The sequence below is a fragment of the Chryseobacterium jejuense genome, assembly GCF_900100075.1.
In the GTDB taxonomy this organism is placed as follows: Bacteria; Bacteroidota; Bacteroidia; order Flavobacteriales; family Weeksellaceae; genus Chryseobacterium; species Chryseobacterium jejuense.
Window position 1 is genome coordinate 946,665 of record NZ_FNEG01000001.1, and the last position, 25,279, is coordinate 971,943.

Below are 25,279 nucleotides of genomic sequence, written 5' to 3' on the forward strand. Positions count from 1 at the left end.
CCTATTATAGTTTAATTGCATTAATCATTTCTCTCTTCCCCGGAGGTCCCTGTTTTTTCTCGACCTGAAAGTTGAGTTCCTGAAGGATTCGTCTCACACTTCCTTTAGAAGAGTAGGTTGTTAATAGTCCGTTAATGGCCATTTTGTCAGCTACCAGTTCAAATAATGGTTTTTCCCAGAGGTCCGGCTGTACTCTTGCTCCGAAACAGTCGAAATAAACCAGGTTGATTTCAGGCAGATTGATGTTCTTTAAATCAAAAAAGTCACATTCTATCTTTTTAAGGTTGAATCCACTAATGATTTCAACTGGCTTTTCCCAATCTGCCAGATGAATTTTCTGATAAATATTTTTGAACTCAGGGTTATCAAAATGTTCAAAGTAAGCTAAATCCTTAACTTCGGATTCATTTATGGGGTATTTTTCAAGCGAAAAATAATTGATGACATGATTTTTGTCAGTTTTTAAATATTCATTAATTGTTACTAAAACATTCAAACCTGTTCCAAAACCTAGTTCTAAAATATTAATTTCGCAATCATTGACTAGGTTTAGTCCGTTTTTGATAAACACGTGTTCTGCTTCCTGAAGAGCACCGTGATGCGAATGATAGTTTTCATTTAAATCATTGATAAACAATGTTTTACTTCCGTCGTTTGTGGTCTTAATCTCTCTTTTCAAGCTAATTTTTTGTCAAATTTACTCTAAAATTTTTATATTTAGAAAATTATGTTAAATTTGTAGAACATCGTAAAAATTTTAAAAAATGATAATTCAAAAAACTGAAAACTCCAGAATTTCTACATTTGACCCTAACAATTTTTCATTTGGTGGTACTTTCATAGATCATATGATTATATGTGAGTATGAAAACGGAAAATGGGGTGATGTAAAATTAGTTCCTTACGGTCCAATACCATTTACACCTGCCATGATGGGAGTAAACTATGGACAAGCTTGTTTTGAAGGTATGAAAGCCTATAAAGACAAAGATGGGCAGGTTTTCCTTTTCAGGCCAGAAAAGAATTTTGAACGTATCAACAAGTCAGCGAAGCGTCTTGCAATGCCTGAGGTGACTGAGGAAATGTTTTTAGACGGATTAAAAGCATTAGTAGATATTGATAGAGATTGGATCCCTCAGGGAGAAGGAATGTCTTTATATATCAGACCATTGATTTTTGCAACAGAAGAAGCTTTGAAAGCTAGAGTTTCTGAAAAATATATGTTCGCTATTGTAGCAACACCAGCAAAGAGCTATTATTCAGAGCCTGTATCTGTAAAAATCTCTGACCATTATTCAAGAGCAGCAAACGGTGGAGTAGGTTCTGCTAAAGCGGCTGGTAACTATGCAGCTTCTTTCTACCCAACTCAATTAGCTATTGAAGAAGGATATGAGCAAATTATTTGGACTGATGATGCAACTCACGAGTATTTCGAAGAGAGTGGTACTATGAACGTATTTGTAAGAATTAACGATACAATTTATACACCACCAACCTCTGAGAAAATTCTTGATGGAGTTACAAGAGACAGCTTCCTTCAGTTGGCTAAGAAAAGAGGAATTGAAGTAAAAGTTGAACCAATTGCTGTAAAAACAGTTATTGAAGCTTTGAAAAACGGAGAACTTAAAGAAGTATGGGGAGTAGGTACAGCTGTTGTAACCACTCAGTTCCAGGCTTTAGGATATGAAGGTGAGAAATTGTCACTTCCAAGATTATCAGACGAAGAAAGCTTTGCTGCGATCCTTAAGAAAGATTTAGTAGATCTTCAAAATAACCTTTCCGAAGATCCATTCGGATGGAGAGTAGTTGTAGATCATGCACTTGAAACAGTTTAATAGTATTTTAAATACCTATAGAAAAAGCCGGGAATTTTCCTGGCTTTTTTCTTTTAAACCAATTTTTTCCTCATCGGAAAGCTAAGAAGTCAATATAATAATTAAGGCTATTTTAAGGCGAAGCTATCTTAATTTTCTTAAAAACTTAAATCTGTCTTGATGGTTTAAATATTATTTTACACATTATTGTTATATTGCCGAATAATACATTGCTACATTTCTCCATCAAGTTTTGTAATTGATTCATGAAATGTGTATTTTCGCAAAAGTTTATGAAAAAATTACTCTTCATATCAGCTATAAGTCTGTTGAGCTGCAACAGAAATGCCCAGACGGCACATCCACCTGTAGGTGGTGTTTTAAGCCAGAAAGACCTGGATGTTTCTAAAAACAGAATGAAAAACCTGAATACCATCGAAAGAGGTCAGATTCAGGATTGGATTAATGGACAAAGCGTAAAGTTTTATCCAACGCAGCTTAATTACTGGGTTACAGCAGATGGTTTTGACCGTAGAGAAAGAAGAGCAGATAATACGCTGATTTCTTATTCTTATGAATTGTATGATTTTGACCAGACTAAGATCTATGATCAGCCTTTTGAAAGAAGAGATGCCAAGTTTGGGCATTTTGATGAACTGAAAGCGGTGGAAAATGCTTTGCGTTTTATACATGATGGAGAGGAAGTGACGCTTTTGGTGCCGTCTACTTTGGCTTATGGAACTTTTGGAGACGAAAAGAAAATAGACAACGATATACCATTAATCATAAAATTAAAAGCTTTATAATACATGAAATTGTTTAACAAGAATATAATTCTGGCAGCGGCAAGTGTTTCGCTGATGAGTTGTACCCCAATTTATAAAAAAATGAACGTAGACAAAGAAACTTACGAAGGTCTTAATGACGGACTTTATGCCAATCTTCAAACTACAAAAGGTAACCTTATTGTAAAATTTGAGGACAAGAAAGCACCAGTAACTGTAGCCAACTTTATCGGTCTTGCAGAAGGAAAAATCGATAACAAAGCTAAGGCTAAGGGAGTTCCTTACTATGACGGAACTATTTTCCACAGAGTAATCAAAGATTTCATGATCCAGGGAGGTGATCCTCAGGGAACAGGAATGGGAGATCCTGGATATAAATTCGAGGATGAAAGAAACGACCTTAAGCACACAGGAAAAGGTATTCTTTCTATGGCGAACTCTGGACCAAATACAAACGGTTCTCAGTTTTTCATTACTGAAGTAGCTACTCCTTGGTTAGACGGAAGACACACCATCTTCGGAAAAGTTGTAAAAGGTAATGATGTTATTGATACTATCGCTAATGTTGAAAAAGGAGCTCAGGATAAACCTAAGACAGATATCGTTTTAGAGAAAGTTTCTATTTTCGGTAAAGGTGACGAGTACAAAAACTACGATGCAGCTAAAACTTTCAACGAAGGAAAAGCTAAAATTGCAGAAAACAATAAGGCTTTCATTGCTAAAGAAGAAGCTGAAAAGAAGAAAAAAGAAGAAGAATTCAAAGCAAACCAGGAAAAATTAGTTGAAAACTTAAAAGCTGGAATGCAAAAAACTGAATCAGGTCTTTACTATAAAATCACTAAAACTGCTGACGGAAAAGCTCCAAAAGCAGGTGATAACGTTTCTGTACACTATGCAGGGAAGTTAGTAGACGGAACTGAATTCGATTCTTCATTCAAAAGAAACGAGCCCATTGATATTCCAATCGGAATGGGTAGAGTAATCAAAGGATGGGATGAAGGAATCCTGTTATTGAAAGAAGGAGAAACTGCTACTTTATTAATTCCGCCAGCAATGGGTTACGGAGAAAGAGGAGCAGGAGGAGTGATTCCACCAAACTCTTGGTTAGTTTTCGATGTTGAGCTTGTAAAAGTAAAATAATTGAATCTTTAAGATATGAAAGCCGCCCTGTAAAGGGCGGCTTTTTTGTTTCTAATTTATAGTGATTTTGCCTGAATTCTAAAAATACCTACTTTAGTAAAAAACTACTTCATGAAAAAGATCCTTTATACTATTTTCATTTTTTCCAGTTTTAGTCTTGTTGCACAAGGAAAAAAGTTTTTTGAAAGCGGAGAAGTTCAATTAAAATCAACAGTTGAAAAACTTAACTTACAATATGCTGCAGATTTACCTTTTGTAAAAGTAAATATCAACGGAAAGCAATATAATTTTCTATTTGATACTGGCGCTCCTACCGTTATTTCTACGGCAATCTATACTGAATTAGGGCTTGAAAAGAAATATAAAAGCATGGTAAAGGACTCGCAGAAGAATAAACAGGATCAGATTTTTACAGTATTGCCTGAAATGATTGTGGATCAGGTGTCTTTTAAGAATATAGGGGTTGTGGTGATGGATCTTAAAGCGGCAGAGTTTGGATGTTTAAAAGTTGATGGGATTCTGGGAGCTAATCAGATGGCTAAACTTTTCTGGAAAATAAACTATGCTGAAAATACATTGGAAGCCACTCAGGATCTTTCCAGGTTTGATCTCAAAGGATTTGATTTCGTGATTCCATTCAATACAAAAGATCAGAAAACTCCAATTGTTGAAGCTAAAATAATTGATAAGAAAATAGACTTTACTTTTGATACCGGATTTTCGAGAAACTTGAAAATTTCCGATGGAAATTATAATCCAAAAAAAATATCAGAGAAAGTAGAAGTGTTTGGAAATAACAGTGTAGGTGCGTTTGGAGCTGGAAATTCTAAATCCGGATATATTTTCAAGGCTTCAGATGTGCTTTTGGGGAATAAAAGCTTCACCAATGAATTGGTTATGACGGGAAGCTCAAATCTGCTTGGAAATAGCTTCCTCAAAAATTTTGTGTTTGTTTTGGACTGGGTGAGTCATAAAATTTATTTAAAACAAATTAGAAATTCTTCCAGTGAATTGGAGTCTTTCGGTTTTGGGTATCGCTTTATAGATAACAAACCAGCAGTTGTGTATGTTTTCCAGGAAGAAAATTTTCCTTTAAAAGTAGGAGATTCAATTCTCAGTATTAATAATATAGACCTTGACAATCTTGATCATGAGACTGCATGTCATTATTTCTTAAATAGAGTAGAAAAGGATGCAGATGTCATTAACATGAGAATAAAAAGAAAAGGGGAGGTTATGAATGTGAACCTGAAAAAAAGAATATATCTGAAAGATTAGATTACATCTATTGTCATGAGTATAAAAATATCGTGGAAATACGGATTTATGAGCAAATAATTATTCTTATCTTTATCTCCAACCAATGAAATAAAAATTAGAAAATATGTTTGATCTGAATTACGATTTAATAAAACAGGAAATAGAGGCTGAAGTTTGTAAAGAACATAACTTACATCCGGAATTTGTAAAAACAGATGACGGATTTGGAATTAAAGCCTGTTGTCAGCCTTTTCATGCAGAGCTAGTAGCAAAATCTGAAAAAATGGTAGAGGAGGAGACTACTCAATTCCTTGAGAAAATGATGAAAGATATTTTTAAAGAATAACTTATGAAATTATAGAACAAGCTATAAAAAAACCGCCCCCAAAAGGGCGGTTTTTCAGTAAAAGAGTGAAATAAAAGTTATATGTTTCTACCGGATCCTTTCTTCATCCCTGTTCCTGCAAGGGAACTGATGAATACAAGACCAAAGCCGATATAAGCGGCAAAGGCGGTAAGATATACGATTAAGCTGTTAAAACTTGGTTTTGAACTGTATACCAGTACAGAAAAAGCAGCAAAACTCAGGACCAATAACAGGCTCCAGATATGCATTTTTGCAGCATCTTCATTTCTCTTAAAAATCATTTCAAAAAAGGCTCTCATCATTACTAACATTTTAAGGGTTATACATTAATTAATTGAGAATAAAGCAGGTATAATTATCATGGTATAAAGAAAGCATACTTCTTTACTGGGCTAAGGTTCATGATAACTTTGCCGTTTATTCAATACTATGATACCGGGCTCTGAAGTCCGGGATAAATAATCATTTTTGAATCAATAAATGATTCGCGGTTTATTTGATGATACCAGTTAGATACGGGGCATAAATCTGCTGTGAAAAATCAACCGGAGGGCTAGTTAATCACATTCCCGTATCTTTTACGGCATCGTAGAAAAAAAAGGATTCATATACGAGATATGAACTTTGAATCAGTGGAAAACTGAAAATCCACAGAAAACCTTTTTTCTCATCCTTAGTGCTTTTTTAATTTTTTCTCATAAAAGGAAATGCCAATTTCATGCCAAAGTGATAATTCTACGATTAACAGATGGAAATAAGTTGTTTTATTTTGTTGTTTTTCAGTTGTTTGTGTTTCTTATTTCCTTAAACAAAGAAAAATTAATTTAGATTGTAAAATTCTTAAAATTGATAACAACTAATTTTTTCAAGAAAGGCTGGAGATTTTTATGTGTTTTTTAGAAGTAATCTCTCGCAGATTATTCAGATTAAGCAGATTTTGATTTCTGTAAGAATGTCAACTAACAATATTCAGTAGCTTATTTAGATTCCTACGGAATGACAAAGAGACTGCTAGAGGCTTTTAATTAAGGAAATTTTTTAATTAATTTTAATACCATCACATAGTGCCATTTGTGAAATCATTCGTGGTATTTGTGTTAAAAAATAAAACCCATCAAATCTTATAAGACTTAATGGGTTATTTTATATCAAACTTCGTATTTCACTACCAATTCTTATCAATCATATAAATAATATGGGCCATGGCTACAGAACCCAATAAAAGTTCTCTTCTGTTAACTTTTTCAAAAGTGTCTTCTTCTGTGTGGTGAATGTCAAAATAACGCTGAGAATCCGGCATTAGCTCAGCAGCAGGAACTCCCATGTCATGAAGTGGATAAAGATCTGTTCCTGAGAATTTTTCTTCAAAGTTATATACTCCATAAGGCAGGAATAATTTTGACCAGCTTTGAATTTGCTTCCTTTTAGCATCATCCATATCCAAAGCGATACCTCTAGGTGCAAAACCTCCGGCATCTGATTCTATTGCAAAAAGGTGCTTTTCATTGGTTTCTTTTACTGTTTTACCATATTGAATACCACCCTTTACCCCATTTTCTTCATTGGCGAAACAAACGACTCTGATGGTGTGATTATTCTGTATTCCTAATTTTTTGAATGTTCTCAAAACTTCAATGCTTTGAACGATTCCGGCACCGTCATCATGAGCACCTTCTCCTACATCCCAGGAATCAAGGTGTCCGCCTACCACAATTACGCTCTGGTCTTTTTTACCTGTAATTTCACCAATCACGGAGTGGGAGAGTTTCTCGCCTTTCATTCCACAGTTAGAATTAAGTTTTGCCGTGATTTTTTGATTCTTTAATAAAGTTTCCAGTTCATCAGCAGTGGTACTTCCGATGGCAACAGCAGGGATTTTAGAAATGTTTTCTTCATAACGCATTGCTCCTGTGTGAGGAACATCATCAAAGGCTGAAGAAAGAGAGCGGATAATGGCAAATTTACCGCCTTTTTTAGCGGTTAGTGATGCAGCAGTTGTTCTATACTTCGCAGCGTCACCATACCCTTTAAAAGTCTCTATGAATGATTGCTTGAAAGCATAGTTGAAGAACAGGATCTTATCTTTTACCTGTTCCGGAGAAAGTTTATTGTATTCATCCATAGATTTTACCATGATGATTTCTCCTGAAACATCTTTTCCAGCTGTTCCTTCGGAATTTCCAAGGGAAAGCATTTTAAGACTTTTCCAGCTTCCGTTGGAAGTTTTGATGTGAAGGGATTCTTTTCCTCTTACCCAAACCGGGATCATTACATCCTGAAGCCAAACTTTGTCTGCTCCGGCATCACGAAGCTTTTGTGCAGCCCATTGTACGGATTTTTCATACGCTTCAGAACCACTTAAACGATGGCCTATATTTTTAGTAAGTTCACGAAGATCGCTGTATCCTTTTCCGTTATTTAAAACTTCAAGGGAGATCTTGCTGAATTGTATTGAATCTTCTTTGGTTTGGCCAAAAACAGCCATTCCCAAGCATAATAATGAGGTTCCTAATATCTTTTTCATGGTTACCAATTTTTATCAATCATATAAATAAGTTGTGTCATCACCGTGGAGCCTAGAAGTAATTCTCTTCGGTTGACTTTTTCAAAAGTATCTTCTGCAGTGTGGTGAATGTCAAAATAGCGTTGTGGTTCCGGAACGAGTTCTGCTGTTGGAACACCCATTTCATGCAATGGCGCAATATCCGAACCTGAGTATTTTCCTTCAAAGTTATAAACACCATAAGGCAGAAATAAATTAACCCAGCTTTTGATCTGGTTTCTTTTCACGTCATCCATTTCCAGGGAGATTCCACGGGGAGAAAAACCTCCGGCATCAGATTCTATGGCAAAAAGATGTTGTTCATTGTTGTCTTTTGCTGTTTTTCCGTATTGTTTTCCACCCTTGGTTCCGTTTTCTTCATTGGCGAAACAGACTGCTCTGATGGTATGGTTGTTTTGGAGTCCTAATTTTTTGAATGTTCTTAATACTTCAATACTCTGAACGATTCCTGAACCATCATCATGTGCACCTTCGCCTACATCCCAAGAGTCAAGATGCCCGCCCACTACAATTACATTTTTGTCTTTCTTGCCTGTAATTTCTCCAATAACGGATTGGGAGAGCTTTTCCCCTTTCATTCCACAATTGGAATTAAGTTTTGCAGTGACTTTCTGATTTTTCAATAAAGCTTCCAGTTCATCTGCGCTCGTATTTCCGATGGTAATTGCTGGTATTTTGGTGATATTTTCTTCATATCGCATATTTCCTGTATGGGGAACATCATCCAATGCCGAGGACAGAGATCTGATGATAGCAAATTTTCCGCCTTTTTTAGCGGTTAATGAAGCTGCAGTTCGTCTGTAGGCACCTGCTTCCCGATAGGAAATAAAAGTCTGCACATGTCCCTGATTGAAAGGGTAATTAAAGAAAATAATTTTATCTTTTACTTTTTCAGCAGGAAGCTTGTCATATTCTTCAAGAGATTTCACCATAATGATTTCTCCCGAAACATCTTTTCCTTTTGTTCCTTCAGAATTTCGCAGGGAGAGCATTTTAATATTTTTCCAGTTTCCGTTGGATGTTTTAATGTGTAAGGATTCTTTCCCTCTTTCCCAAACCGGAATCATCACTTCCTGAAGCCATACTTTGTCTGCTCCGGCATCACGAAGTTTTTGTGCAGCCCATTGTACAGATTTTTCATATGCTTCTGAACCACTTAGTCGGTGACCGATTTTTTTAGTGAGTTCCCGAAGTTCTTCATATCCTTTTCCGTTATTTAAAATTTCGGTGGAAATTTTATTGAATTGTATAGAATCTTCTTTAGTCTGCGCTGATATGAAGGCTGTTCCTAAAGTTAATATTGAGATGGTGATTGTCTTTTTCATATTACCAGTTTTTATCAACCATAAAAATCATTTGTGTTATGGCAACCGCTCCTAGAAGAAGTTCTCTTTTATTTACTTTATCGAAAGTATCCTGTTCGGAATGGTGATAGTCGAAATATCTTTGGGTATCTACCACAAGTTCTGCTAAAGGAATATCCAGCTTTTTTAAAGGAGAAATGTCCTGAATAGCATCTGTTTGGTCGAAATCATAAACGCCATAAGGAAGAAAATATTCTTTCCATGGAGAAACCAGCCTTCTTCTCTGAGGTGACATATCCAAAGAAAATCCTCGCGGAGAATAACCTCCCGCATCTGTTCCTAAGGCAAATATGTGTTTTTCTTCTCGCTTCTTCACATAAGCAGCATACATTTCACGGCCTTGTCCTCCGTTTTCGCTGTTGGCGTACAGAACTACCCGAATGGTGTGGTTATTTTCATAGCCAAGTGCTTTCAATGTTCTTAAAACTTCGATACATTGAGCGACTCCTGTTCCATCATCAATAGCACCTTCACCAACGTCCCAGGAATCAAGCTGAGCACCTAAAACAATCACTTTAGAATCTTTTTTACCCTGGATTTCAGCAATGATATTAGGGTTTGTAGTGCTGGCTTTTGATTCAGCAGTCATATTGATTTTAGCTGTTATTTTTTGCTTTTTCAGCGTTTTTTCTAATTCATCTGCTGATCTTACCCCGATTGATAAGGCTGGAATTTTCACTTTATCATCCGGTTCATAGTAAATCATTTTGGCGTGCGGGGTATCGTCATTAGCCGTTGTTAATGATCTTATGATTAAAGCTTTTGCGCCTGTTTTAGCAATGACGGAAGCTGATATTAGTTTTGATTTGGCCGTTTGTAAATAGGAATCACTTGTATTAATGATTTTCGGATCCATCGGGACATTCACAAAAACTATTTTGTCTTTTAGTTGTCCTATAGACATTGCATTCAGCTCTGATGTGGAATTAATTAAAACAATTTCACCTGTCAGATCTTTTCCGCCTGTACCTTCAGAGTTTCCAAAAGAAAGCATTCTGATGTTTTTCCAATCTCCATTTTCTGCTTTTATATGTAAAGACTCTTTCCCTCTGATCCAAATGGGAGCTTTGGCTTCCTGTCTCCAGATCATATTGATGCCAATTTCCTTGAACTTTTTTTCTGCCCATTCTACTGCTTTAGTATACCCGGGAGTGGCACTGAAACGTGGTCCGATTCCTTTCGTAAGTTCTCCAAGATTTTCATAAGCCCTGCCATTGGTCATGATCTCGTCTGAAATCTTTTTGAATTCATCGTGATAATTTAATTTTAGAGGAATTGCTGTTCTGCCGGCAGGTTTTTTCTGGACTTTTTTTTGAGAAAATAAAAATCCACTCAAAAAGAGTGGAAGTATAATGAATATTTTTTTCATTTTTTATTTACCTTTCTTTTTCCAACCATAAAAGTAGGAAAAAAATGGGAATTTATTAAGGTTTCATGTCGTACATTACCAGTGCCGTAATTAATTTTGGCTCAATAAATGTACATTTGGGAGGCATACTTAGTTTTAAGTCTGAAATTTTAATCATATCATTAAAACTTACAGGATAAATTCCGAAGCCAGCAATTCCTTCTCCGTTGTCTACTTTTTCTTTTAAGATATTTATTCCGTTGATATTAGATGTGCCCTTTGTGTAAGAGATCTGCTCTGAGCTATCCGGATCTTCTATTTTTAAAATACCCTTGAAGATATATTTGTCCAATAAATGGTGATCCAGATTATCTAAAGACATTTCTTTGGAACGAAGATCATGTTTTACGTGAAGAGAGTAGAACTTACCACCCAGATACATTGAAATGTGGAATTTCTGAGAAGGGAAATATGGTGTTTCGCCTTTTTCGTGAATTAAGAAATAGTGTTCAAGCTCTTTTAAGAATTGTTCAGTGGAAAGACCATTCAGATCACGCAAAATTCTGTTGTAATCGTGAATCTTGATCGACTGGTTGGAAACGATAAAGCTGTATACAAAGTTATACTGCTCTGTACCGTTATGTCTTTTGTTTTTATCCTTATGTTTTTTCGCGTTCAATGCAGTAGAGCCAATTCTATGGTGTCCGTCTGCAATATAGAATGAATCGATCTGATCGATTACTTCTTTAAACTGCTGAAGCTTTAAACGGTTGTCTATTCTCCAGATTTTATGTCTTATTCCGATGGTATCTACGTGATTGAAGATCGGAACATTCTTTTCCTCATGGTTCATCAGCAACTCAATTTTTGAGTTGGCAGGATAGGTAAGTAATACCGGTTCAGCCTGAAGATTTACTTTTTCAAGGTAATGAGCTAGTTTTTCTTTTTTCTGAGGAATAGTACTTTCGTGCCTTTTGATTTTTCCGTTCCAGAAATCTTCAATACTGGCAAGACCCAAAAGTCCTCTGAAAATTTGCTTATTTGGATATATTTGTTCGTAAAGATAATAGGCAGAATTGTCCTGAACAAGTTTCTTTTCGTCCAGAAGTTCTTCAAATGTGGAGCGGATCTTTCTCAGATTTCGGTCTACATCCTTAGATTTACTTACAACATATGGTTTTATCATGTTGATGTAAGTATTTTCAACTTGTGCTTTTTCTGCAATTTCTTCCTGGGTAAAATTATCCAGTGGATGGGTAGGGAAGGTATCCTCAAAATCTCTGTGAGGTCTGATTCCACGGAAAGGTTTAAAAACAGGCATATTTATCTTATAGTTTCTTTTTGTAGCTTAATAATTTGTTCTGCAAGCTCGATACCGATTTTCTCTTGCGCATCTACCGTATTTCCGCCTACATGCGGAGAAAGAGATAGAGCTGGATTCATTAGTAATGGAAGTTCCGGATTGGGTTCGCTTTCAAAAACGTCCAAGGCAGCTCCCGCTACTTTTCCTGAATCAATAAAATCAATCAGCGTTACTTCATTTATCACACCGCCTCTTGCAGTATTTACAATATAAACTCCGTCTTTCATTTTTTCAAATTGAGGAGTGTCTATAATGTATTCATTTGTTTTCGGAGTATTGATGCTGATAAAGTCTGATTCTTTAAGGAATGCATCCATATCATTGGTAGAAGTGATTTCAAAGTTCACCGATTGCCCATCGAAGAAATTCAGCGTAAGAACTTCTGTTTTTGGACTTCTTGTGAGAACCTGAATCTTCATTCCTAAAGCGATTCCTATTTTAACGACTTCCTGGCCAATGCTTCCGAAGCCAATTACTCCTAACGTTTTTCCTGAAAGTTCATAAGCATTGCTGAATGACTTTTTCATGGCATTGAAGTGGGTTTCCCCCTCCAAAGGCATCAGTCTGTTTGATTCGTGAAGGAATCTGGCTAATGCAATGAAGTGTCCGAAAACCAATTCTGCAACAGATTTTGAAGATGCTGTAGGAGTATTGATGATTTTAATCCCCTTACTTTTTGCATACTCAACATCAATATTGTCCATTCCAATGCCGCCACGGCCTATGATTTTAAGTCCCGGGCATGCATCAATCAGGTCCTGCCTTACTTTTGTTGCACTTCTTACAAGAAGAACGTCCACTTTATTATCGTTGATAAAATTAATAACGTGATCCTGAGCCACTCTATTGTCCAGAATTTCAATTCCGGCTTCTTTTAAAGCTCGTTCTCCTGCTTTTGAGATTCCATCGTTTGCTAAAACTTTCATGTGTTATTGGATTTAAAGATTGAAAGATTTAAATATTTCAAAATTTTAAAACTGGAGCGCAAATTAATAAATTTAAATTAACTGCTTTTAAATCTTTCAATCTTTGAATTTTTTTATGCTTAAATTATTTGATAGATTTCATTACATCCACCAATACCTGTACACTTTCAATAGGTAGGGCATTGTATAAACTGGCTCTGTATCCACCAAGGCTTCTGTGTCCGTTTAATCCACTGATGCCTGCAGCTTTCCATGCATTATCAAATTCTTCTTTTTTGCTTTCGTCTGTTAATTTGAAAGAAACATTCATTAATGAGCGGTCTTCTTTTACACAGAACGTTTCAAATAATGGGTTATTGTCAATTTCGTCATACAGAAGCTTAGCTTTCGCTTCGTTTCTTTGTTCTGCAGCAGCAATTCCTCCATTGTTTTCAAGGTACTGTAGCGTCAATAAAGATGCATAGATGGGGAATACCGGTGGAGTATTGTACATAGACTCTTTGGAAATGTGCTGAGAATAATCAAGCATAGACAGCATGTTTTCTCTTCCTGTTTTTCCAAGGATTTCTTTTTTGATGACCACTAAAGTAACTCCTGCAGGTCCCATGTTTTTCTGAGCTCCGGCATAGATTAAGTCAAATTTCGAAAAATCCAGTTGTCTTGAGAAAATATCAGAACTCATATCACATACCATCAGTGTGTCCACTTCAGGGAAAGATTTCATCTGAGTTCCATAAATAGTATTGTTAGAGGTGCAGTGGAAATAATCATATTCTGAACCTACTGTATAATTTTTAGGAATAAAAGAATAGTTTTCTTCTTTTGAAGAACCTACTACATCTACTGTTCCTAATTTTTTTGCTTCTTTGATGGCTCCTGCTGCCCATGTTCCTGTATCCAGATAAGCTGCTTTTCCGCCTACTTTCATCAGGTTATAAGGTACCATAGCAAACTGCATGCTTGCTCCGCTTCCTAAATAAAGTACCTCATAATCATCACCAAGGTTCATCAGCCTTTTTACAATTGCACGTGCTTCGTCCATTACTGCAACGAAGTCTTTACTTCTGTGCGAAATTTCAAGAAGAGATAATCCAATACCGTTAAAGTCTAAGATTGCCTGTGCTGATTTTTCAAATACCTCTTGTGGTAAGATACATGGCCCTGCGCTGAAGTTGTGCTTTTTGTTCATATTTTTATTTTTTGGTTGCGTAAAGAATTGAAATCCTTTAGTTTAATTTTTCGGGTTTTATTAGATTTTTGATTAAAAAAAGCCGCCTCACACATGATGAGACGGAATTTTTTTTATTCGCCGTGTAGGAATGCTTTTTTGTTAAGCAGAGCCTCTTCAGATTCTACATGATCCTCATCTGGTACGCAGCAGTCTACCGGACATACTGCAGCACATTGTGGTTCTTCATGGAAACCTTTACATTCTGTACATTTATCGGTTACAATGAAATAAACATCATCACTTACAGGTTCTTGTGCTGAATCAGCATCCACAGTAAGTCCTGAAGGCATTGTAATAGTCCCTTGAAGGGAAGTTCCATCAGAAGCCTTCCAATCTACAGCTCCTTCATATATTGCATTGTTTGGACATTCCGGTTCACAAGCGCCACAATTAATGCATTCATCAGTTATTTTAATAGCCATCGCTAATTTTTTTTAAATTTGCACAAAATTACAAAATATTCCCCAATTTTAAAGTAATTATGAATACCGAAAATCAAGTTTTAGGACTTATTAAATTAAGTGATTATATAAAAGCGTTTTTAGCGAAGAAAACGGAGGATCACAATGAAGATGATGTAAATATTGAATTATTGTTAAGGAAATCTGAAATAGAAAATCCGTGGTTTACCATTGATAATCAGAAATTTGCTTTACAACAATGGGCTGATCTTCTTACTGAAGAAAATATTAAAAACTGGCTTAAAAATTATTCAATCTCTAAAATTTCAAAGAGAGTAGGATTAATTTTAGCAGGAAATATTCCTTTGGTAGGGTTTCACGACGTAATTTCCGTTGTGTTAAGTAATCATATCCCTTTATTGAAGTTGTCTTCTAAAGATAGATATCTGATTCCGTTTTTATTAAAAAAATGGAAAGAGTTTTCTAACGATCAGGTTCAGTTTGAATTTGTAGAAAAATTAGCAAATTTTGATGCAGTTATTGCTACCGGAAGTAATAATACGGCAAGATATCTTGAGTATTATTTTAAAAACCATTTAAGTATTATCCGTAAAAACAGAACTTCTGTTGCTGTTTTAAAAGGTGATGAAACTGAGGCAGAACTTCAATTGTTGGCCAATGATATTTTCCAATACTTCGGTTTGGGTTGCAGAAATGTAACGAGAATTTTCATTCCTCAGGATTTTGTGATCGACAGGTTATTTGAAAGCTTCTTAGGATTCCAGGATATTATCAATCATAATAAATATGCGAATAATTATGATTATAACAGAGCGGTTTATCTTTTGAATCAGGATAAATTCTGGGATAATAATTTCGTGATGCTAAAAGAAGATGATAAGCTATTCAGTCCGCTTTCTGTGATTAATTTTAGCCGATATGAATCATTGGATGATGTTACAAACTTTATTGCTGAAAATGAAGAAAACATTCAATGTGTTGTTGCTAAAGAAGGGTTGGTATTAAATTCAATTTCCTTTGGTGAAGCACAAAATCCGGGTCTTGACACTTATGCAGATAATGTGGATACGATGAAATTTTTGGAACTGGTCTGATTTTCGTATCTTCCATGACCTATTTCACCAAATAATAAAACGAATAATTATGAAAAAAATATTTTTAGGTCTGGCTATTGTGGGCACACAGTTGATGTTTGCCCAGAAAGTTACAGGACTGAAGGTTGAGAATAACCAAAAGAAAGAGCAACCGGCTACTATAAGTAAGGATAAAGTTACTCTTTATGATGATAATTTTCAGACATTTATCAAAGCTTTGCAGTCTTCTGATTATAAAGCTGTGAACGAAGTGCTGTCTGATAAGGTAAAAGAAATTGTCACAGAAGATGTCCTTAAAAAAGTAAAGGATGGTATTGATGTCAATAAAAAGTTTGAAATTTTAAAAGTAGGGTATTATGTAACGATGGACGGCTCCAGTCATCCTAATATTAAATACAAATATGCCGGAGATTCCTCATCAAAAGAAGTGATAAGTGCTGTATTTGATGATGATGGAAAGCTCCTTGGGGTGTTGCCTGCTAAAAAGGATAAATAAATTTCGATTAATCAAAAAAAATATTAACTATGATGACAGATGTTTTAGTCGCTCATTCTACAGATGTGGAGAAAGCGAATTTTTACAAGAAGACGTATTTGCATGTTGCATTATCGATTCTTGCGTTTATTGGAGTGGAGACTGTTTTGTTGAAAACTGTACCTGTAGAGCTTATTGCAATGATGTTTCAGGGGAAATTTACCTGGTTGTTAATCATCGGGGTTTTCTGGCTGGCTTCTATTTTGGCTTCTAAATGGTCACTTTCACAAAGTCAATCTACTCAGTATCTTGGTTTAGGGTTTTATATTGTACTGGAAGCGGTTATCTTCTTACCATTGCTTTATATCGCAACTAATGTTGCCGGTGGTGGTAATATTATTTTCCAGGCAGCTACTTTAACGGTTGCTATGTTTGCAGGTATTTCTGCCGTTGCTTTTACTTCCAAAAGAGATTTTTCTTTTTTAAGAAATATCATCATTATCGGAGGGTTTATCTCTATTGGATTAATCATTGGCGGAATGGCTTTTGGGTTTAACCTTGGGTTATGGTTCTCTGTAGGAATGGTAATTCTTGCTTCTGCAACCATTTTATATCAGACTAGTAAGCTGAAAGATTCTTATGCTACCAATCAGTATGTTGGTGCTGCATTACAGCTTTTTGCTTCTATTATGCTTTTATTCTGGTATATTCTGAATATTCTGATGAGCAGAAGAAGTTAATTAAAATATAGTTAGCTTTAAATAATAGTCCTGGTGATTCTTTCATCAGGATTTTTTATTTCTGAGATGTGGATTGTTTTTATTTCTCTCGCAGATTATGCGGATGGAGCAGATTAAATTTTTGTTTACGTTAAACGTGCAATTCTATTATCCTTGTCAAGGTTCCAAACCTTGACAAGGATAAGTTAAAAATTTTGCTATTAGAGCAAAAGAACATTGGTGGAATTAGCGTTTAAAAAGATCTGTATATATCAATTTATTGTAGAATTTAATTGACTACGTCGAAATAATATTCATCGACTAAAAGGAGATAATCTTCGATTTCTGAAAGTAACGAAGTGGAATGATAATGAGATTGTAAAAAGTGCTTTAGACACAGATAACACTATTGTTACAGTTAGTACTTGTGCGAAAATATTTGTGTAATTAGTGTTTAATCAAGTTTGAGCCCAAAAAATCCAGATGATATTTCACCGGGATTTTATTGGATATTCTTTAACCATTCAATGCTGAGTATCGTTTCAGTGAGACTTGGTAGTCCCTGAAGTTTTGTTTCAGTTAAAAAGTAGAGAATAAGCTAAAGAAGAGGGAAGTATAATGTTGAGGAAAACCTCAGTTCTTTTCTTTCGTGTTTTTGTAGAATATTAAATGATAAAAACTACTTATCAATAGATCCTAAAACCTTTTGTGCAAAAGAGTTTAGAGCATCTTTTTCGCTCATTCCGTTCTGTACGTTAGCGTGAACTTCCAAAGCTCCGCAAATGTTGGTAATAAGCTCGCCTGCAACATTTAAATCCTCTTCACTTGTTCCTCTGAACTCGCAGAAGCTTTCAAGAACTTCTAATGTTTTTTCTAGGTTTTCAGGAGTTTGATTCTGAAAGAATTGTCTGATTACTGGTAATTTCATTATGCTAATTCGTTAAAAAGGTTAATTAAACTTTCAGCCTGGTTAGATTGAACCTGGTTTACCAATTCACCGTTTTTAAAGATAGCGAATGTAGGTAAGTTGTCTACTTTTGCTAGTTTTCTGCTTTCAGGAAGTTTTTCAGCATCTACATATAAGAAAGGAATAGAATCGTTCTCAGATGCTAATTTTTTGAATTTTGGCTTCATGATTCTGCAGTTTCCGCACCATGTTGCACCATATTGAACAACTACTTTTTCGTTGTCGTTTACTATATTTTGTAATGTATCTTCGGTTAATTCTGTGTACATAAGTTTATTTTTAAAAAAATAAACAATGTAACAATCTAAAAATTTACCAATCTAACAATTCAAAAAAACTTTTAAAATTGTTATACTGTTAGATTGTTACATTGTTATATTAAAATATTAATTTTTTGCTAAATATTCTGCTGTAGAAGTTCTGTCTGCTTTCATTGCATCTTTACCTTCTTCCCAGTTTGCAGGACATACTTCACCGTGTTTTTGAACGTGAGTGTAAGCGTCAATTAATCTTAAGAATTCTTTTACGTTTCTACCTAGAGGCATATCGTTTACCGCTTCGTGGAAGATTTTTCCAGTTTCGTCGATAAGGTAAGTTGCTCTGTAAGTTACGTTAGAACCTGTGAAAACTTCTTCTCCTTCTTCATTGTATTCGAAATCCTGATCTACAATACCTAAAGTGTTAGCTAATTGTCTGTGAGTATCCGCTAAAAGTGGGTAAGTTACACCTTCAATACCTCCGTTATCTTTTGGTGTGTTTAACCAAGCGAAGTGTACTTCGTTGGTATCACAAGAAGCACCGATTACTTTAGTGTTTCTTTTTTCGAATTCACCTAAAGCCTCCTGGAAAGCATGAAGCTCAGTAGGGCATACGAAAGTGAAATCTTTAGGGTACCAGAACAAAAGAACTTTTTGTTGGTTGTTAGTTGCTTCTTCAAGGATGTTGATTCTTAAATCGTCACCCATTTCAGACATTGCGTCGATTGTTAAATTCGGGAATTTTTTTCCTACTAAAGACATAATTTTCTGTTTTTATATTTAAATTTCTAATGCAAATATAGAGAAGTTTTATCTATCGAACAAATGATTTTCGATAAATAAAATCTATAATTGTTTTTGATCTGTTGTTAAAAGAAAAAGCCCTGAAACCAGAGCTTTTGCTTATTTTAATAACCAAATATTTCGGTCAGATTGAGTTTTTTTACCTCACCTAATTTCTGCATATCGGCTTCATTTACTTTGTCTTGTGCTGCCACAATACAATATGTGTAGTTCTTGTTTTTCATTTCTTTATCATGGAAGGCATTGATGTCTGCAAAAGACAGTTTTGGGGCCTGTTCGTAGACGTTCTTTCTTATGTCGAAATTGTTTCCAAGCCTTTGGGCTTTCAGATAGGAGAAAATAATACCATCCTGAGAAATTCTTTCAGAAGCGATTGATTTTTTCAATCCGCTTTTTGTAGCTTCAAATAACTGCTCAGATTTCGGTAGAGTCATTAAAAGCTCATTCATGGCAGCTGTAGACTCGTTGAACTTATCTGCCTGAGTACCTACGTAAGCCATAATCATATCTTTATCTTCTTTATTGTCTGGCTGCTGAAAAGAAGAACCTGTTTCATAAGCTAATGCCTTGGATTCTCTGATCGTCTGGGAAACTATAGATCCCAGACCTTCTCCGAAGTAGTTGTTGAATAAACTTATGGTAGGAGTAATTGTTGCGTTGTATTGTTCTCCGTTTCTTACCCAGAAAACTTCAGCCTGTACCATATCATAATGAGCAAATAATACTTTATTTTTATCTGTCGGGATCTGAACGAATGTTTTAATATTGGGAATATCTTTCAATATAGGGGGAAGCGTGTGAATGGGGATTAAAGACGCTGCTATTTCGTTTCCTGATTTCGGACCGTAGTAAAGTATTTTATGTTTAAAATTAAAAAGATCATGGAGTAGATGAATCAAATCTTCCGCTTTCAAAGCATCCAGCTCAGCATCGCTTAAAACATTGTTGAACGGGTTCTGAGGACCATATCGAGCATAATTACGAAGTCCGGCTGCAATATGATCTTTGTCCTGTTTGACATTAGCTCTTGCTTTCTTCATTCTGGCTTTGTAGGCATCAAAGGCTGTTGGATCTGTCTGACAGTTTTTGATCAGGTCCTCAAATAAAGCAATGGTCTTATCAAAATTTTCATTCAAACCTTCAAGCAGGATATAAGTTTCATCAGAACCAACATTCATTTCGAAGCTTGAGGCCAGTTGATAGAATTCTTTACTGATGCTTTCAGAAGATTTATTTTGGGTTCCCAAATACTCAAGATATTCCGCTGCAAGCGGAAGAATTTTACTGTTCCACTTTTCTGTATCAAAATAATAGTACATTTTGAAGAGTGCATTGTCCTTATTTTTTACAGAAAGTATATCTACATTACCTAATTTATTTTTAGCAATGTCCTTATCATAATTTAACCAAACCGGTGAAATAGGATTTTCAGGTATTTGTTCAATTTTTTCAATGAATGGAGACTGGTCTTCTTTGTTGATAGAAATCGGAGTGATTGTTGGTTTGCTAATTTTCATAGTCCTTCTATCTTTGCCTAATTTTTTGTAAACCAATACATAATTGTTATTCTGCAAATACTTGGCTGCAAAATCCATAATATCTTTTTTTGTAAGCTTAGAATATTCATCAATATATTCTAGATTAGCTTTGTGATCTACACCCATAATAAATTCCTGATTGAGAATAGCTCCTCTTGATGAATATTCTTCATACTGTTCAATAATAGCTTTCTTTTCGTTGTTTATGATAGCCTGGAGTAAATCCTCGGAAAATTCTCCTTTTTTTAATTTATCAATTTCCTGAAGAAGAAGGCTTTTTACGTCCTCTAAAGATTGGTCTTCTGTTGGGGTTCCCTGGAGAAGTAAAGCAGAATAATCTTTTAAGAGAAAGGGGGTTACACTGGCTTCTAACAGCTTCTGTTTGTTTGTCAAATTGAGGTCAATTAATCCTGCCTGTCCGTTGGCAAGTATCTTTCCGATTAAAAACATTAGTCTCGCATCTTTAGTGGAAGCTCCCGGAAATCTAAACCCAAGCATTACATTTTCCATATCAGGTCCTATAACTTCTTTTACAATGGGTATAGTAATTGGTCTTTCCTGTCCAACTTTATATTCAGGAATTGCTTTGGGTTTCATATAAGAGAAAGCCTTGTCTATTTTTGCTATCACTTCATCCGGATTGAAATCCCCTGACATAACGACCGCCATGTTGTTGGGAACATAATAATTGTTATAATACTCTCTGATGGCATTCAGGGAAGGGTTTTTCAAATGCTCGATGGTTCCGATGACTGTCTGTTTTCCATAATTGTTATTGGGGAAAAGGCTGGCAAACATCGTGTTAAATACTTTATCTCCATCATTGTCAATTACCCTGTTTTTTTCTTCATACACGGTTTCAAGCTCCGTATGAAAAAGTCTTAGGATAGGTTCTCTGAATCTTTCTGCCTGTACAGCAAGAAACTTATCAATAACATTGGCAGGAATATCTTCAGTGTATACCGTTTGTTCATAAGAAGTGAAGGCATTGGTGTCTTCAGCCCCCATTTCTGCCATCATTTTGTCATATTCATTGGCGATTGCATATTTAGAAGCTTCTCCGGAAATCCGGTCAATTTTTTTGTAGATTTCCTTCCTTTTAGCTTTATCTTTGGTCTGGTTGTAATTTTCGTATAAAACATCGATCTGGTCTAAAAGAGGTTTCTCTTTTACCCAGTCTTTGGTACCAAACTGGTTAGTCCCTTTAAAAAGCATATGTTCCAGATAGTGGGCAAGACCGGTATGGTCTGCCGGATCGTTTTTACTTCCTGCTTTTGTTGTAATATATGTTTGTATTCTGGGATTTTTGTCAGTAGGACTTAAAATAACTGTTAATCCATTTTTTAAGATGTAGTATCTTGCTGAAGCGGGGTCGTTGGTAACATACCTGTATTTATAGCCATTGGAAGTAGCCTCTTTCCACTGAAAATCTTGTCCGTGAGCATGGCTTATGGAACTTGCAGCAGCAATACTGGTTGCGATTGTTAATTTCTTTAATAGGTTCATTGTGTTTGTATTTTAATTATTAATTGAATTGTTCCGGTAGGTTTTAGTACTGCTAGCCATCTGTCCCTGTACTTTTTTTGCAAGCTTTTGCCGGTCCTTTAGGACAGAAGGAATATTCGAAGCCAAAACTTTTTGCTTTTTATTTCCAGTTTTATCAATGATATTAATCCTTAAATAAAACAGTAATCATTTTAGCAATAGTGTCAATTATTAAGTTTTCTGACGCAAAAATATATGAATGCTTATCTATCGAAAAAATGTACATTGATAAATAAAGTATATAATTGTTTATAATTTGATAGAAAAAAGCTCTAATTTTAGAGCTTTTTCATTAGGTTAATAACCAAATATTTCATTTAGACTGAGTTTTTTCACCTCACCTAATTTCTGCATATCGGCTTCATTTATTTTATCTTGTGCAGCCACAATACAATATGTGTAGTTTTTGTTTTTCATTTCTTTATCATGGAAGGCATTGATGTCTGCAAAAGACAGCTTTGGGGCCTGTTCATAGACGTTCTTTCTTATGTCGAAATTGTTTCCAAGCCTTTGGGCTTTCAGATAGGAGAAAATAATACCATCCTGAGAAATTCTTTCAGAAGCAATTGATTTTTTCAATCCACTTTTTGTAGCTTCAAATAATTGCTTAGATTCCGGAAGAGTTGTTAAAAGCTCATTCATTGCAGTAACGGATTCATTGAATTTATCTGCCTGTGTTTTTACCTCAGCTTTAATGACATCTTTGTCTTCTTTATTGTCTGGCTGCTGAAAATAAGAACTTGTTTCATACGCTAATGCTTTGGATTCCCGGATGGTTTGGAATACGATTGACCCCATTCCGTCACCAAAATAATCGTTGAACAAGCTTACTGTAGGGGTAATGGCTGAGTTATACTGCCCTCCGACTCTTATCCAGGCAACTTCAGCCTGAACCATTTTGTAATGTGCAAACAATACTTTGTTTTTATCCGTCGGGATCTGAACGAATGTTTTAATATTGGGGATATCTTTCAATATAGGGGGAAGCGTGTGAATGGGTGTTAAAGACGCTGCTATTTCGTTTCCTGATTTCGGACCGTAGTAAAGTATCTTATGTTTAAAATTAAAAAGATCATGGAGTAGATGAATCAAATCTTCCGCTTTTAAAGCATCCAGCTCAGCATCGCTTAAAACATTATTGAACGGGTTTTGAGGTCCGTATTGAGCATAACTACGAAGTCCGATTGAAATAAGATCTTTGTCCAGCTTTGCACCATTTCTCATTGTTTTTTGTGCTTCTTTGTAGGCGTCCAAAGCAGCCTGGTCTGCCTGGCAGTTTTTAATCAAATCCTCAAATAAAGCAATGGTTTTATCAAAATTTTCATTCAACCCTTCAAGCAAGATATAAGTTTCATCAGAACCAACCTTCATCTTGAAGCTTGAGGCCAGTTGATAGAACTCTTTACTGATGTTTTCAGAAGATTTATTTTGGGTTCCCAAATACTCAAGATATTCAGCTGCAAGCGGAAGAATTTTACTGTTCCATTTTTTTGTATCAAAATAATAGTACATTTTGAAGAGTGCATTGTCCTTATTTTTTACAGAAAGTATATCTACATCACCTAATTTATTTTTAGCAATGTCCTTATCATAATTTAACCAAACCGGTGAAATAGGATTTTCAGGTATTTGTTCAATTTTTTCAAGGAATGGAGACTGGTCTTCTTTGTTGATAGGAATCGGAGTGATCGTTGGTTTGTTAATTTTCATGGTCCTTCTATCTTTGCCTGGCTTTTTGTACACCAATACATAATTGTTATTCTGTAAATACTTGGCTGCGAAATCCATAATATCTTTTTTTGTGAGCTTAGAGATTTCTTCAATATATTCTAGACTGGCTTTGCGATCTATATCCCAAATAAATTCATGATTGAGAATAGTTCCTCTCAAAGAATATTTTTCATAATATTCAATAATGTTTTTCTTTTCGTTGTTTATGATAGCCTTGAGTAAATCCTCGGAGAATTCTCCTTTTTTTAATTTATCAATTTCCTGAAGAAGAAGGTTTTTTACTTCCTTTAACGATTGATTGTCTGTTGGGGTTCCCTGTAGAAGTAAAGCGGAATAATCTTTTAAGAGAAAGGGAGTTACACTGGCTTTCAATAGCTTCTGTTTGTTTACCAGATCGAGGTCAATTAATCCTGCCTGTCCGTTGGCAAGTATCTGTCCGATTAAAAGCATTAGTCTCGCATCTTTAGTGGAAGTTCCCGGAAATCTAAACCCAAGCATTACATTCTCATCAGGTGCTATAACTTCTTTTATAACAGGGGTTGTAATTGGCTTTTCCTGTCCAACTTTATATTCAGGAATTGCTTTGGGTTTCATATAAGAGAAGGCCTTGTCGATTTTTGCAATCACTTCATCCGGATTGAAATCCCCTGACATAACGACTGCCATGTTGTTGGGAACATAATAATTGTTATAGTACTCTCTGATTGCTTTTAAAGAAGGGTTTTTTAAATGTTCTACCGTTCCGATTAGAGTCTGTTTTCCATAATTGTTATTGGGGAAAAGGCTGGCAAGCATCGTGTCAAATACTTTGGCTTCATCATCGTCGATGTTCGCGTTTTTTTCTTCATACACGGTTTCAAGCTCCGTATGGAAAAGTCTTAGGACAGGTTCTCTGAATCTTTCTGCCTGTACAGCAAGAAACTTATCAATAACATTGGCTGGAATATCTTCAGTGTATACCGTTTGTTCATAAGAAGTGAATGCGTTAGTTCCATCAGCTCCCATGCCTGTCATCATTTTCTTATATTCATTGGCGATTGCATATTTGGCAGCTTCTCCGGAAATCCGGTCAATTTTTTTGTAGATCTCCTTTCTTTTAGCTTTATCTTTTGTCTGGTTGTAATTTTCGTATAAAACATCGATCTGGTCTAAAAGAGGTTTCTCTTTTACCCAGTCTTTGGTACCAAACTGGTTAGTCCCATTAAAAAGCATATGCTCCAGATAGTGGGCAAGACCGGTGTGGTCTGCCGGATCGTTTTTACTTCCTGCTTTTGTTGTGATATATGTTTGTATTCTGGGATTTTTGTCAGTAGGACTTAAGATGACCGTTAATCCGTTTTCTAAAGTATAATATCTTACTGATGCGGGGTCGTTGGTAACATACCTGTATTTATAGCCATTGGAAGTAGCCTCTTTCCACTGAAAATCTTGTCCGTGAGCATGGCTTATAAAACTTGCAGCAGCAATACTGGTTGTGATTGTTAATTTCTTTAATAGGTTCATTGTGTTTGTATTTTAAATATTAATTGAATTGTTCCAATGTATTTTTAAAATGGTATTAGTGCT

22 protein-coding genes are annotated in these 25,279 nt (G+C 35.4%); 8 read left to right on the top strand and 14 right to left on the bottom strand.

All coding sequences use genetic code 11. The features are described 5' to 3' along the window. Nucleotides 1–4: 4 nt before the first annotated feature. Nucleotides 5–679 carry a tRNA (5-methylaminomethyl-2-thiouridine)(34)-methyltransferase MnmC2 gene (gene mnmD, locus BLS98_RS04290; RefSeq protein WP_089733910.1) on the bottom strand — a complete coding sequence of 225 codons (675 nt, stop codon included), beginning with the start codon at nucleotides 677–679 and terminating at the stop codon, nucleotides 5–7. A gap of 85 nt (nucleotides 680–764) precedes the next feature. On the opposite strand from mnmD, the gene BLS98_RS04295 reads away from it, so the two are divergent. The 5 genes from BLS98_RS04295 to BLS98_RS04315 all read left to right on the top strand — a co-directional run bounded on the left by BLS98_RS04295 (nucleotide 765) and on the right by BLS98_RS04315 (nucleotide 5,345). Beyond that, nucleotides 765–1,835: a branched-chain amino acid aminotransferase gene (locus BLS98_RS04295; RefSeq protein ID WP_076552338.1), complete on the top strand. Its 1,071-nt coding sequence runs from the start codon at nucleotides 765–767 to the stop codon at nucleotides 1,833–1,835. 272 nt (nucleotides 1,836–2,107) lie between these two features. Continuing rightward, entirely contained in the window at nucleotides 2,108–2,620 is a 513-nt protein-coding gene (locus BLS98_RS04300; protein WP_089733912.1) for an FKBP-type peptidyl-prolyl cis-trans isomerase, read from the top strand. An 81-nt stretch (nucleotides 2,621–2,701) separates the two neighbouring features. Next, a complete protein-coding gene (locus tag BLS98_RS04305) occupies nucleotides 2,702–3,739 on the top strand; it encodes a peptidylprolyl isomerase (RefSeq protein WP_228425241.1) in 1,038 nt (345 codons plus the stop codon). Between the two features lie 111 nt (nucleotides 3,740–3,850). After that, nucleotides 3,851–5,017 (top strand): aspartyl protease family protein, encoded by a 1,167-nt coding sequence (locus tag BLS98_RS04310; protein ID WP_089733914.1) that lies wholly within the window; start codon nucleotides 3,851–3,853, stop codon nucleotides 5,015–5,017. 106 nt (nucleotides 5,018–5,123) lie between these two features. Beyond that, entirely contained in the window at nucleotides 5,124–5,345 is a 222-nt protein-coding gene (locus BLS98_RS04315; protein ID WP_045496073.1) for a hypothetical protein, read from the top strand. 77 nt (nucleotides 5,346–5,422) lie between these two features. Here BLS98_RS04315 and BLS98_RS04320 read toward each other — a convergent pair whose 3' ends face one another. The 8 genes from BLS98_RS04320 to BLS98_RS04355 form a co-directional block, all read right to left on the bottom strand. Further along, entirely contained in the window at nucleotides 5,423–5,668 is a 246-nt protein-coding gene (locus BLS98_RS04320) for a hypothetical protein (RefSeq protein ID WP_139166077.1), read from the bottom strand. Nucleotides 5,669–6,531: 863 nt separating this feature from the next. Next, nucleotides 6,532–7,890: a M20/M25/M40 family metallo-hydrolase gene (locus BLS98_RS04325; RefSeq protein WP_089733918.1), complete on the bottom strand. Its 1,359-nt coding sequence runs from the start codon at nucleotides 7,888–7,890 to the stop codon at nucleotides 6,532–6,534. 2 nt (nucleotides 7,891–7,892) lie between these two features. Beyond that, nucleotides 7,893–9,254: a M28 family peptidase gene (locus BLS98_RS04330; protein WP_089733920.1), complete on the bottom strand. Its 1,362-nt coding sequence runs from the start codon at nucleotides 9,252–9,254 to the stop codon at nucleotides 7,893–7,895. Between the two features lies 1 nt (nucleotide 9,255). Next, the gene (locus tag BLS98_RS04335; RefSeq protein WP_089733922.1) at nucleotides 9,256–10,662 is read right to left on the bottom strand and encodes a M28 family peptidase; all 1,407 of its coding nucleotides are present in this window, start codon (nucleotides 10,660–10,662) and stop codon (nucleotides 9,256–9,258) included. Between the two features lie 55 nt (nucleotides 10,663–10,717). Then, on the bottom strand, nucleotides 10,718–11,962 hold the full coding sequence (locus BLS98_RS04340; RefSeq protein ID WP_089733924.1) for a DUF1015 domain-containing protein: 1,245 nt from the start codon (nucleotides 11,960–11,962) through the stop codon (nucleotides 10,718–10,720). Between the two features lie 2 nt (nucleotides 11,963–11,964). Next, on the bottom strand, nucleotides 11,965–12,930 hold the full coding sequence (locus BLS98_RS04345; RefSeq protein ID WP_089733926.1) for a D-2-hydroxyacid dehydrogenase: 966 nt from the start codon (nucleotides 12,928–12,930) through the stop codon (nucleotides 11,965–11,967). 124 nt (nucleotides 12,931–13,054) lie between these two features. Beyond that, nucleotides 13,055–14,119, bottom strand: coding sequence for a 3-phosphoserine/phosphohydroxythreonine transaminase (gene serC, locus BLS98_RS04350; RefSeq protein WP_089733928.1), 1,065 nt, complete (start codon nucleotides 14,117–14,119; stop codon nucleotides 13,055–13,057). A 113-nt stretch (nucleotides 14,120–14,232) separates the two neighbouring features. Further along, nucleotides 14,233–14,583, bottom strand: coding sequence for a 4Fe-4S binding protein (locus tag BLS98_RS04355; RefSeq protein ID WP_089733930.1), 351 nt, complete (start codon nucleotides 14,581–14,583; stop codon nucleotides 14,233–14,235). Nucleotides 14,584–14,642: 59 nt separating this feature from the next. Here BLS98_RS04355 and BLS98_RS04360 point away from each other — a divergent pair, with 59 nt between their 5' ends. The 3 genes from BLS98_RS04360 to BLS98_RS04370 are packed head-to-tail and all read left to right on the top strand — an operon-like array spanning nucleotide 14,643 to nucleotide 16,892. Then, nucleotides 14,643–15,677: an acyl-CoA reductase gene (locus BLS98_RS04360; protein WP_089733932.1), complete on the top strand. Its 1,035-nt coding sequence runs from the start codon at nucleotides 14,643–14,645 to the stop codon at nucleotides 15,675–15,677. Nucleotides 15,678–15,726: 49 nt separating this feature from the next. Next, nucleotides 15,727–16,173 (top strand): peptidylprolyl isomerase, encoded by a 447-nt coding sequence (locus BLS98_RS04365; protein ID WP_089733934.1) that lies wholly within the window; start codon nucleotides 15,727–15,729, stop codon nucleotides 16,171–16,173. A 29-nt stretch (nucleotides 16,174–16,202) separates the two neighbouring features. After that, nucleotides 16,203–16,892 (top strand): Bax inhibitor-1/YccA family protein, encoded by a 690-nt coding sequence (locus BLS98_RS04370; RefSeq protein WP_089733936.1) that lies wholly within the window; start codon nucleotides 16,203–16,205, stop codon nucleotides 16,890–16,892. A 658-nt stretch (nucleotides 16,893–17,550) separates the two neighbouring features. Here BLS98_RS04370 and BLS98_RS04375 read toward each other — a convergent pair. The 5 genes from BLS98_RS04375 to BLS98_RS04395 all read right to left on the bottom strand — a co-directional run bounded on the left by BLS98_RS04375 (nucleotide 17,551) and on the right by BLS98_RS04395 (nucleotide 25,216). Further along, nucleotides 17,551–17,799 carry a DUF6952 family protein gene (locus tag BLS98_RS04375; protein ID WP_039365335.1) on the bottom strand — a complete coding sequence of 83 codons (249 nt, stop codon included), beginning with the start codon at nucleotides 17,797–17,799 and terminating at the stop codon, nucleotides 17,551–17,553. Continuing rightward, a complete protein-coding gene (locus BLS98_RS04380) occupies nucleotides 17,799–18,107 on the bottom strand; it encodes a thioredoxin family protein (protein WP_034698499.1) in 309 nt (102 codons plus the stop codon). Before BLS98_RS04380 ends, BLS98_RS04375 begins: the two co-directional genes overlap by 1 nt. Nucleotides 18,108–18,224: 117 nt before the next feature. After that, a complete protein-coding gene (locus tag BLS98_RS04385) occupies nucleotides 18,225–18,857 on the bottom strand; it encodes a peroxiredoxin (RefSeq protein WP_089733937.1) in 633 nt (210 codons plus the stop codon). A 146-nt stretch (nucleotides 18,858–19,003) separates the two neighbouring features. Then, entirely contained in the window at nucleotides 19,004–21,943 is a 2,940-nt protein-coding gene (locus BLS98_RS04390; protein ID WP_089733939.1) for a M16 family metallopeptidase, read from the bottom strand. 336 nt (nucleotides 21,944–22,279) lie between these two features. Further along, nucleotides 22,280–25,216, bottom strand: a complete 2,937-nt coding sequence (locus BLS98_RS04395) for a M16 family metallopeptidase (protein WP_089733941.1) — start codon at nucleotides 25,214–25,216, stop codon at nucleotides 22,280–22,282. Nucleotides 25,217–25,279: the final 63 nt, after the last annotated feature.

What these genes read in the sequence shown, in the direction of transcription:
- BLS98_RS04345 (WP_089733926.1), bottom strand. Translation starts at nt 12,930, where the DNA reads ATGAAAGTTTTAGCAAACGATGGAATCTCAAAAGCAGGAGAACGAGCT.
- BLS98_RS04300 (WP_089733912.1), top strand. Translation starts at nt 2,108, where the DNA reads ATGAAAAAATTACTCTTCATATCAGCTATAAGTCTGTTGAGCTGCAAC.
- BLS98_RS04340 (WP_089733924.1), bottom strand. Translation starts at nt 11,962, where the DNA reads ATGCCTGTTTTTAAACCTTTCCGTGGAATCAGACCTCACAGAGATTTT.
- BLS98_RS04335 (WP_089733922.1), bottom strand. Translation starts at nt 10,662, where the DNA reads ATGAAAAAAATATTCATTATACTTCCACTCTTTTTGAGTGGATTTTTA.
- BLS98_RS04360 (WP_089733932.1), top strand. Translation starts at nt 14,643, where the DNA reads ATGAATACCGAAAATCAAGTTTTAGGACTTATTAAATTAAGTGATTAT.
- BLS98_RS04370 (WP_089733936.1), top strand. Translation starts at nt 16,203, where the DNA reads ATGATGACAGATGTTTTAGTCGCTCATTCTACAGATGTGGAGAAAGCG.
- BLS98_RS04385 (WP_089733937.1), bottom strand. Translation starts at nt 18,857, where the DNA reads ATGTCTTTAGTAGGAAAAAAATTCCCGAATTTAACAATCGACGCAATG.
- BLS98_RS04395 (WP_089733941.1), bottom strand. Translation starts at nt 25,216, where the DNA reads ATGAACCTATTAAAGAAATTAACAATCACAACCAGTATTGCTGCTGCA.
- BLS98_RS04305 (WP_228425241.1), top strand. Translation starts at nt 2,702, where the DNA reads ATGAACGTAGACAAAGAAACTTACGAAGGTCTTAATGACGGACTTTAT.
- BLS98_RS04380 (WP_034698499.1), bottom strand. Translation starts at nt 18,107, where the DNA reads ATGTACACAGAATTAACCGAAGATACATTACAAAATATAGTAAACGAC.
- BLS98_RS04375 (WP_039365335.1), bottom strand. Translation starts at nt 17,799, where the DNA reads ATGAAATTACCAGTAATCAGACAATTCTTTCAGAATCAAACTCCTGAA.
- BLS98_RS04320 (WP_139166077.1), bottom strand. Translation starts at nt 5,668, where the DNA reads ATGATGAGAGCCTTTTTTGAAATGATTTTTAAGAGAAATGAAGATGCT.
- BLS98_RS04295 (WP_076552338.1), top strand. Translation starts at nt 765, where the DNA reads ATGATAATTCAAAAAACTGAAAACTCCAGAATTTCTACATTTGACCCT.
- BLS98_RS04365 (WP_089733934.1), top strand. Translation starts at nt 15,727, where the DNA reads ATGAAAAAAATATTTTTAGGTCTGGCTATTGTGGGCACACAGTTGATG.
- BLS98_RS04325 (WP_089733918.1), bottom strand. Translation starts at nt 7,890, where the DNA reads ATGAAAAAGATATTAGGAACCTCATTATTATGCTTGGGAATGGCTGTT.
- BLS98_RS04390 (WP_089733939.1), bottom strand. Translation starts at nt 21,943, where the DNA reads ATGAACCTATTAAAGAAATTAACAATCGCAACCAGTATTGCTGCTGCA.
- BLS98_RS04355 (WP_089733930.1), bottom strand. Translation starts at nt 14,583, where the DNA reads ATGGCTATTAAAATAACTGATGAATGCATTAATTGTGGCGCTTGTGAA.
- serC (WP_089733928.1), bottom strand. Translation starts at nt 14,119, where the DNA reads ATGAACAAAAAGCACAACTTCAGCGCAGGGCCATGTATCTTACCACAA.
- BLS98_RS04330 (WP_089733920.1), bottom strand. Translation starts at nt 9,254, where the DNA reads ATGAAAAAGACAATCACCATCTCAATATTAACTTTAGGAACAGCCTTC.
- BLS98_RS04315 (WP_045496073.1), top strand. Translation starts at nt 5,124, where the DNA reads ATGTTTGATCTGAATTACGATTTAATAAAACAGGAAATAGAGGCTGAA.
- BLS98_RS04310 (WP_089733914.1), top strand. Translation starts at nt 3,851, where the DNA reads ATGAAAAAGATCCTTTATACTATTTTCATTTTTTCCAGTTTTAGTCTT.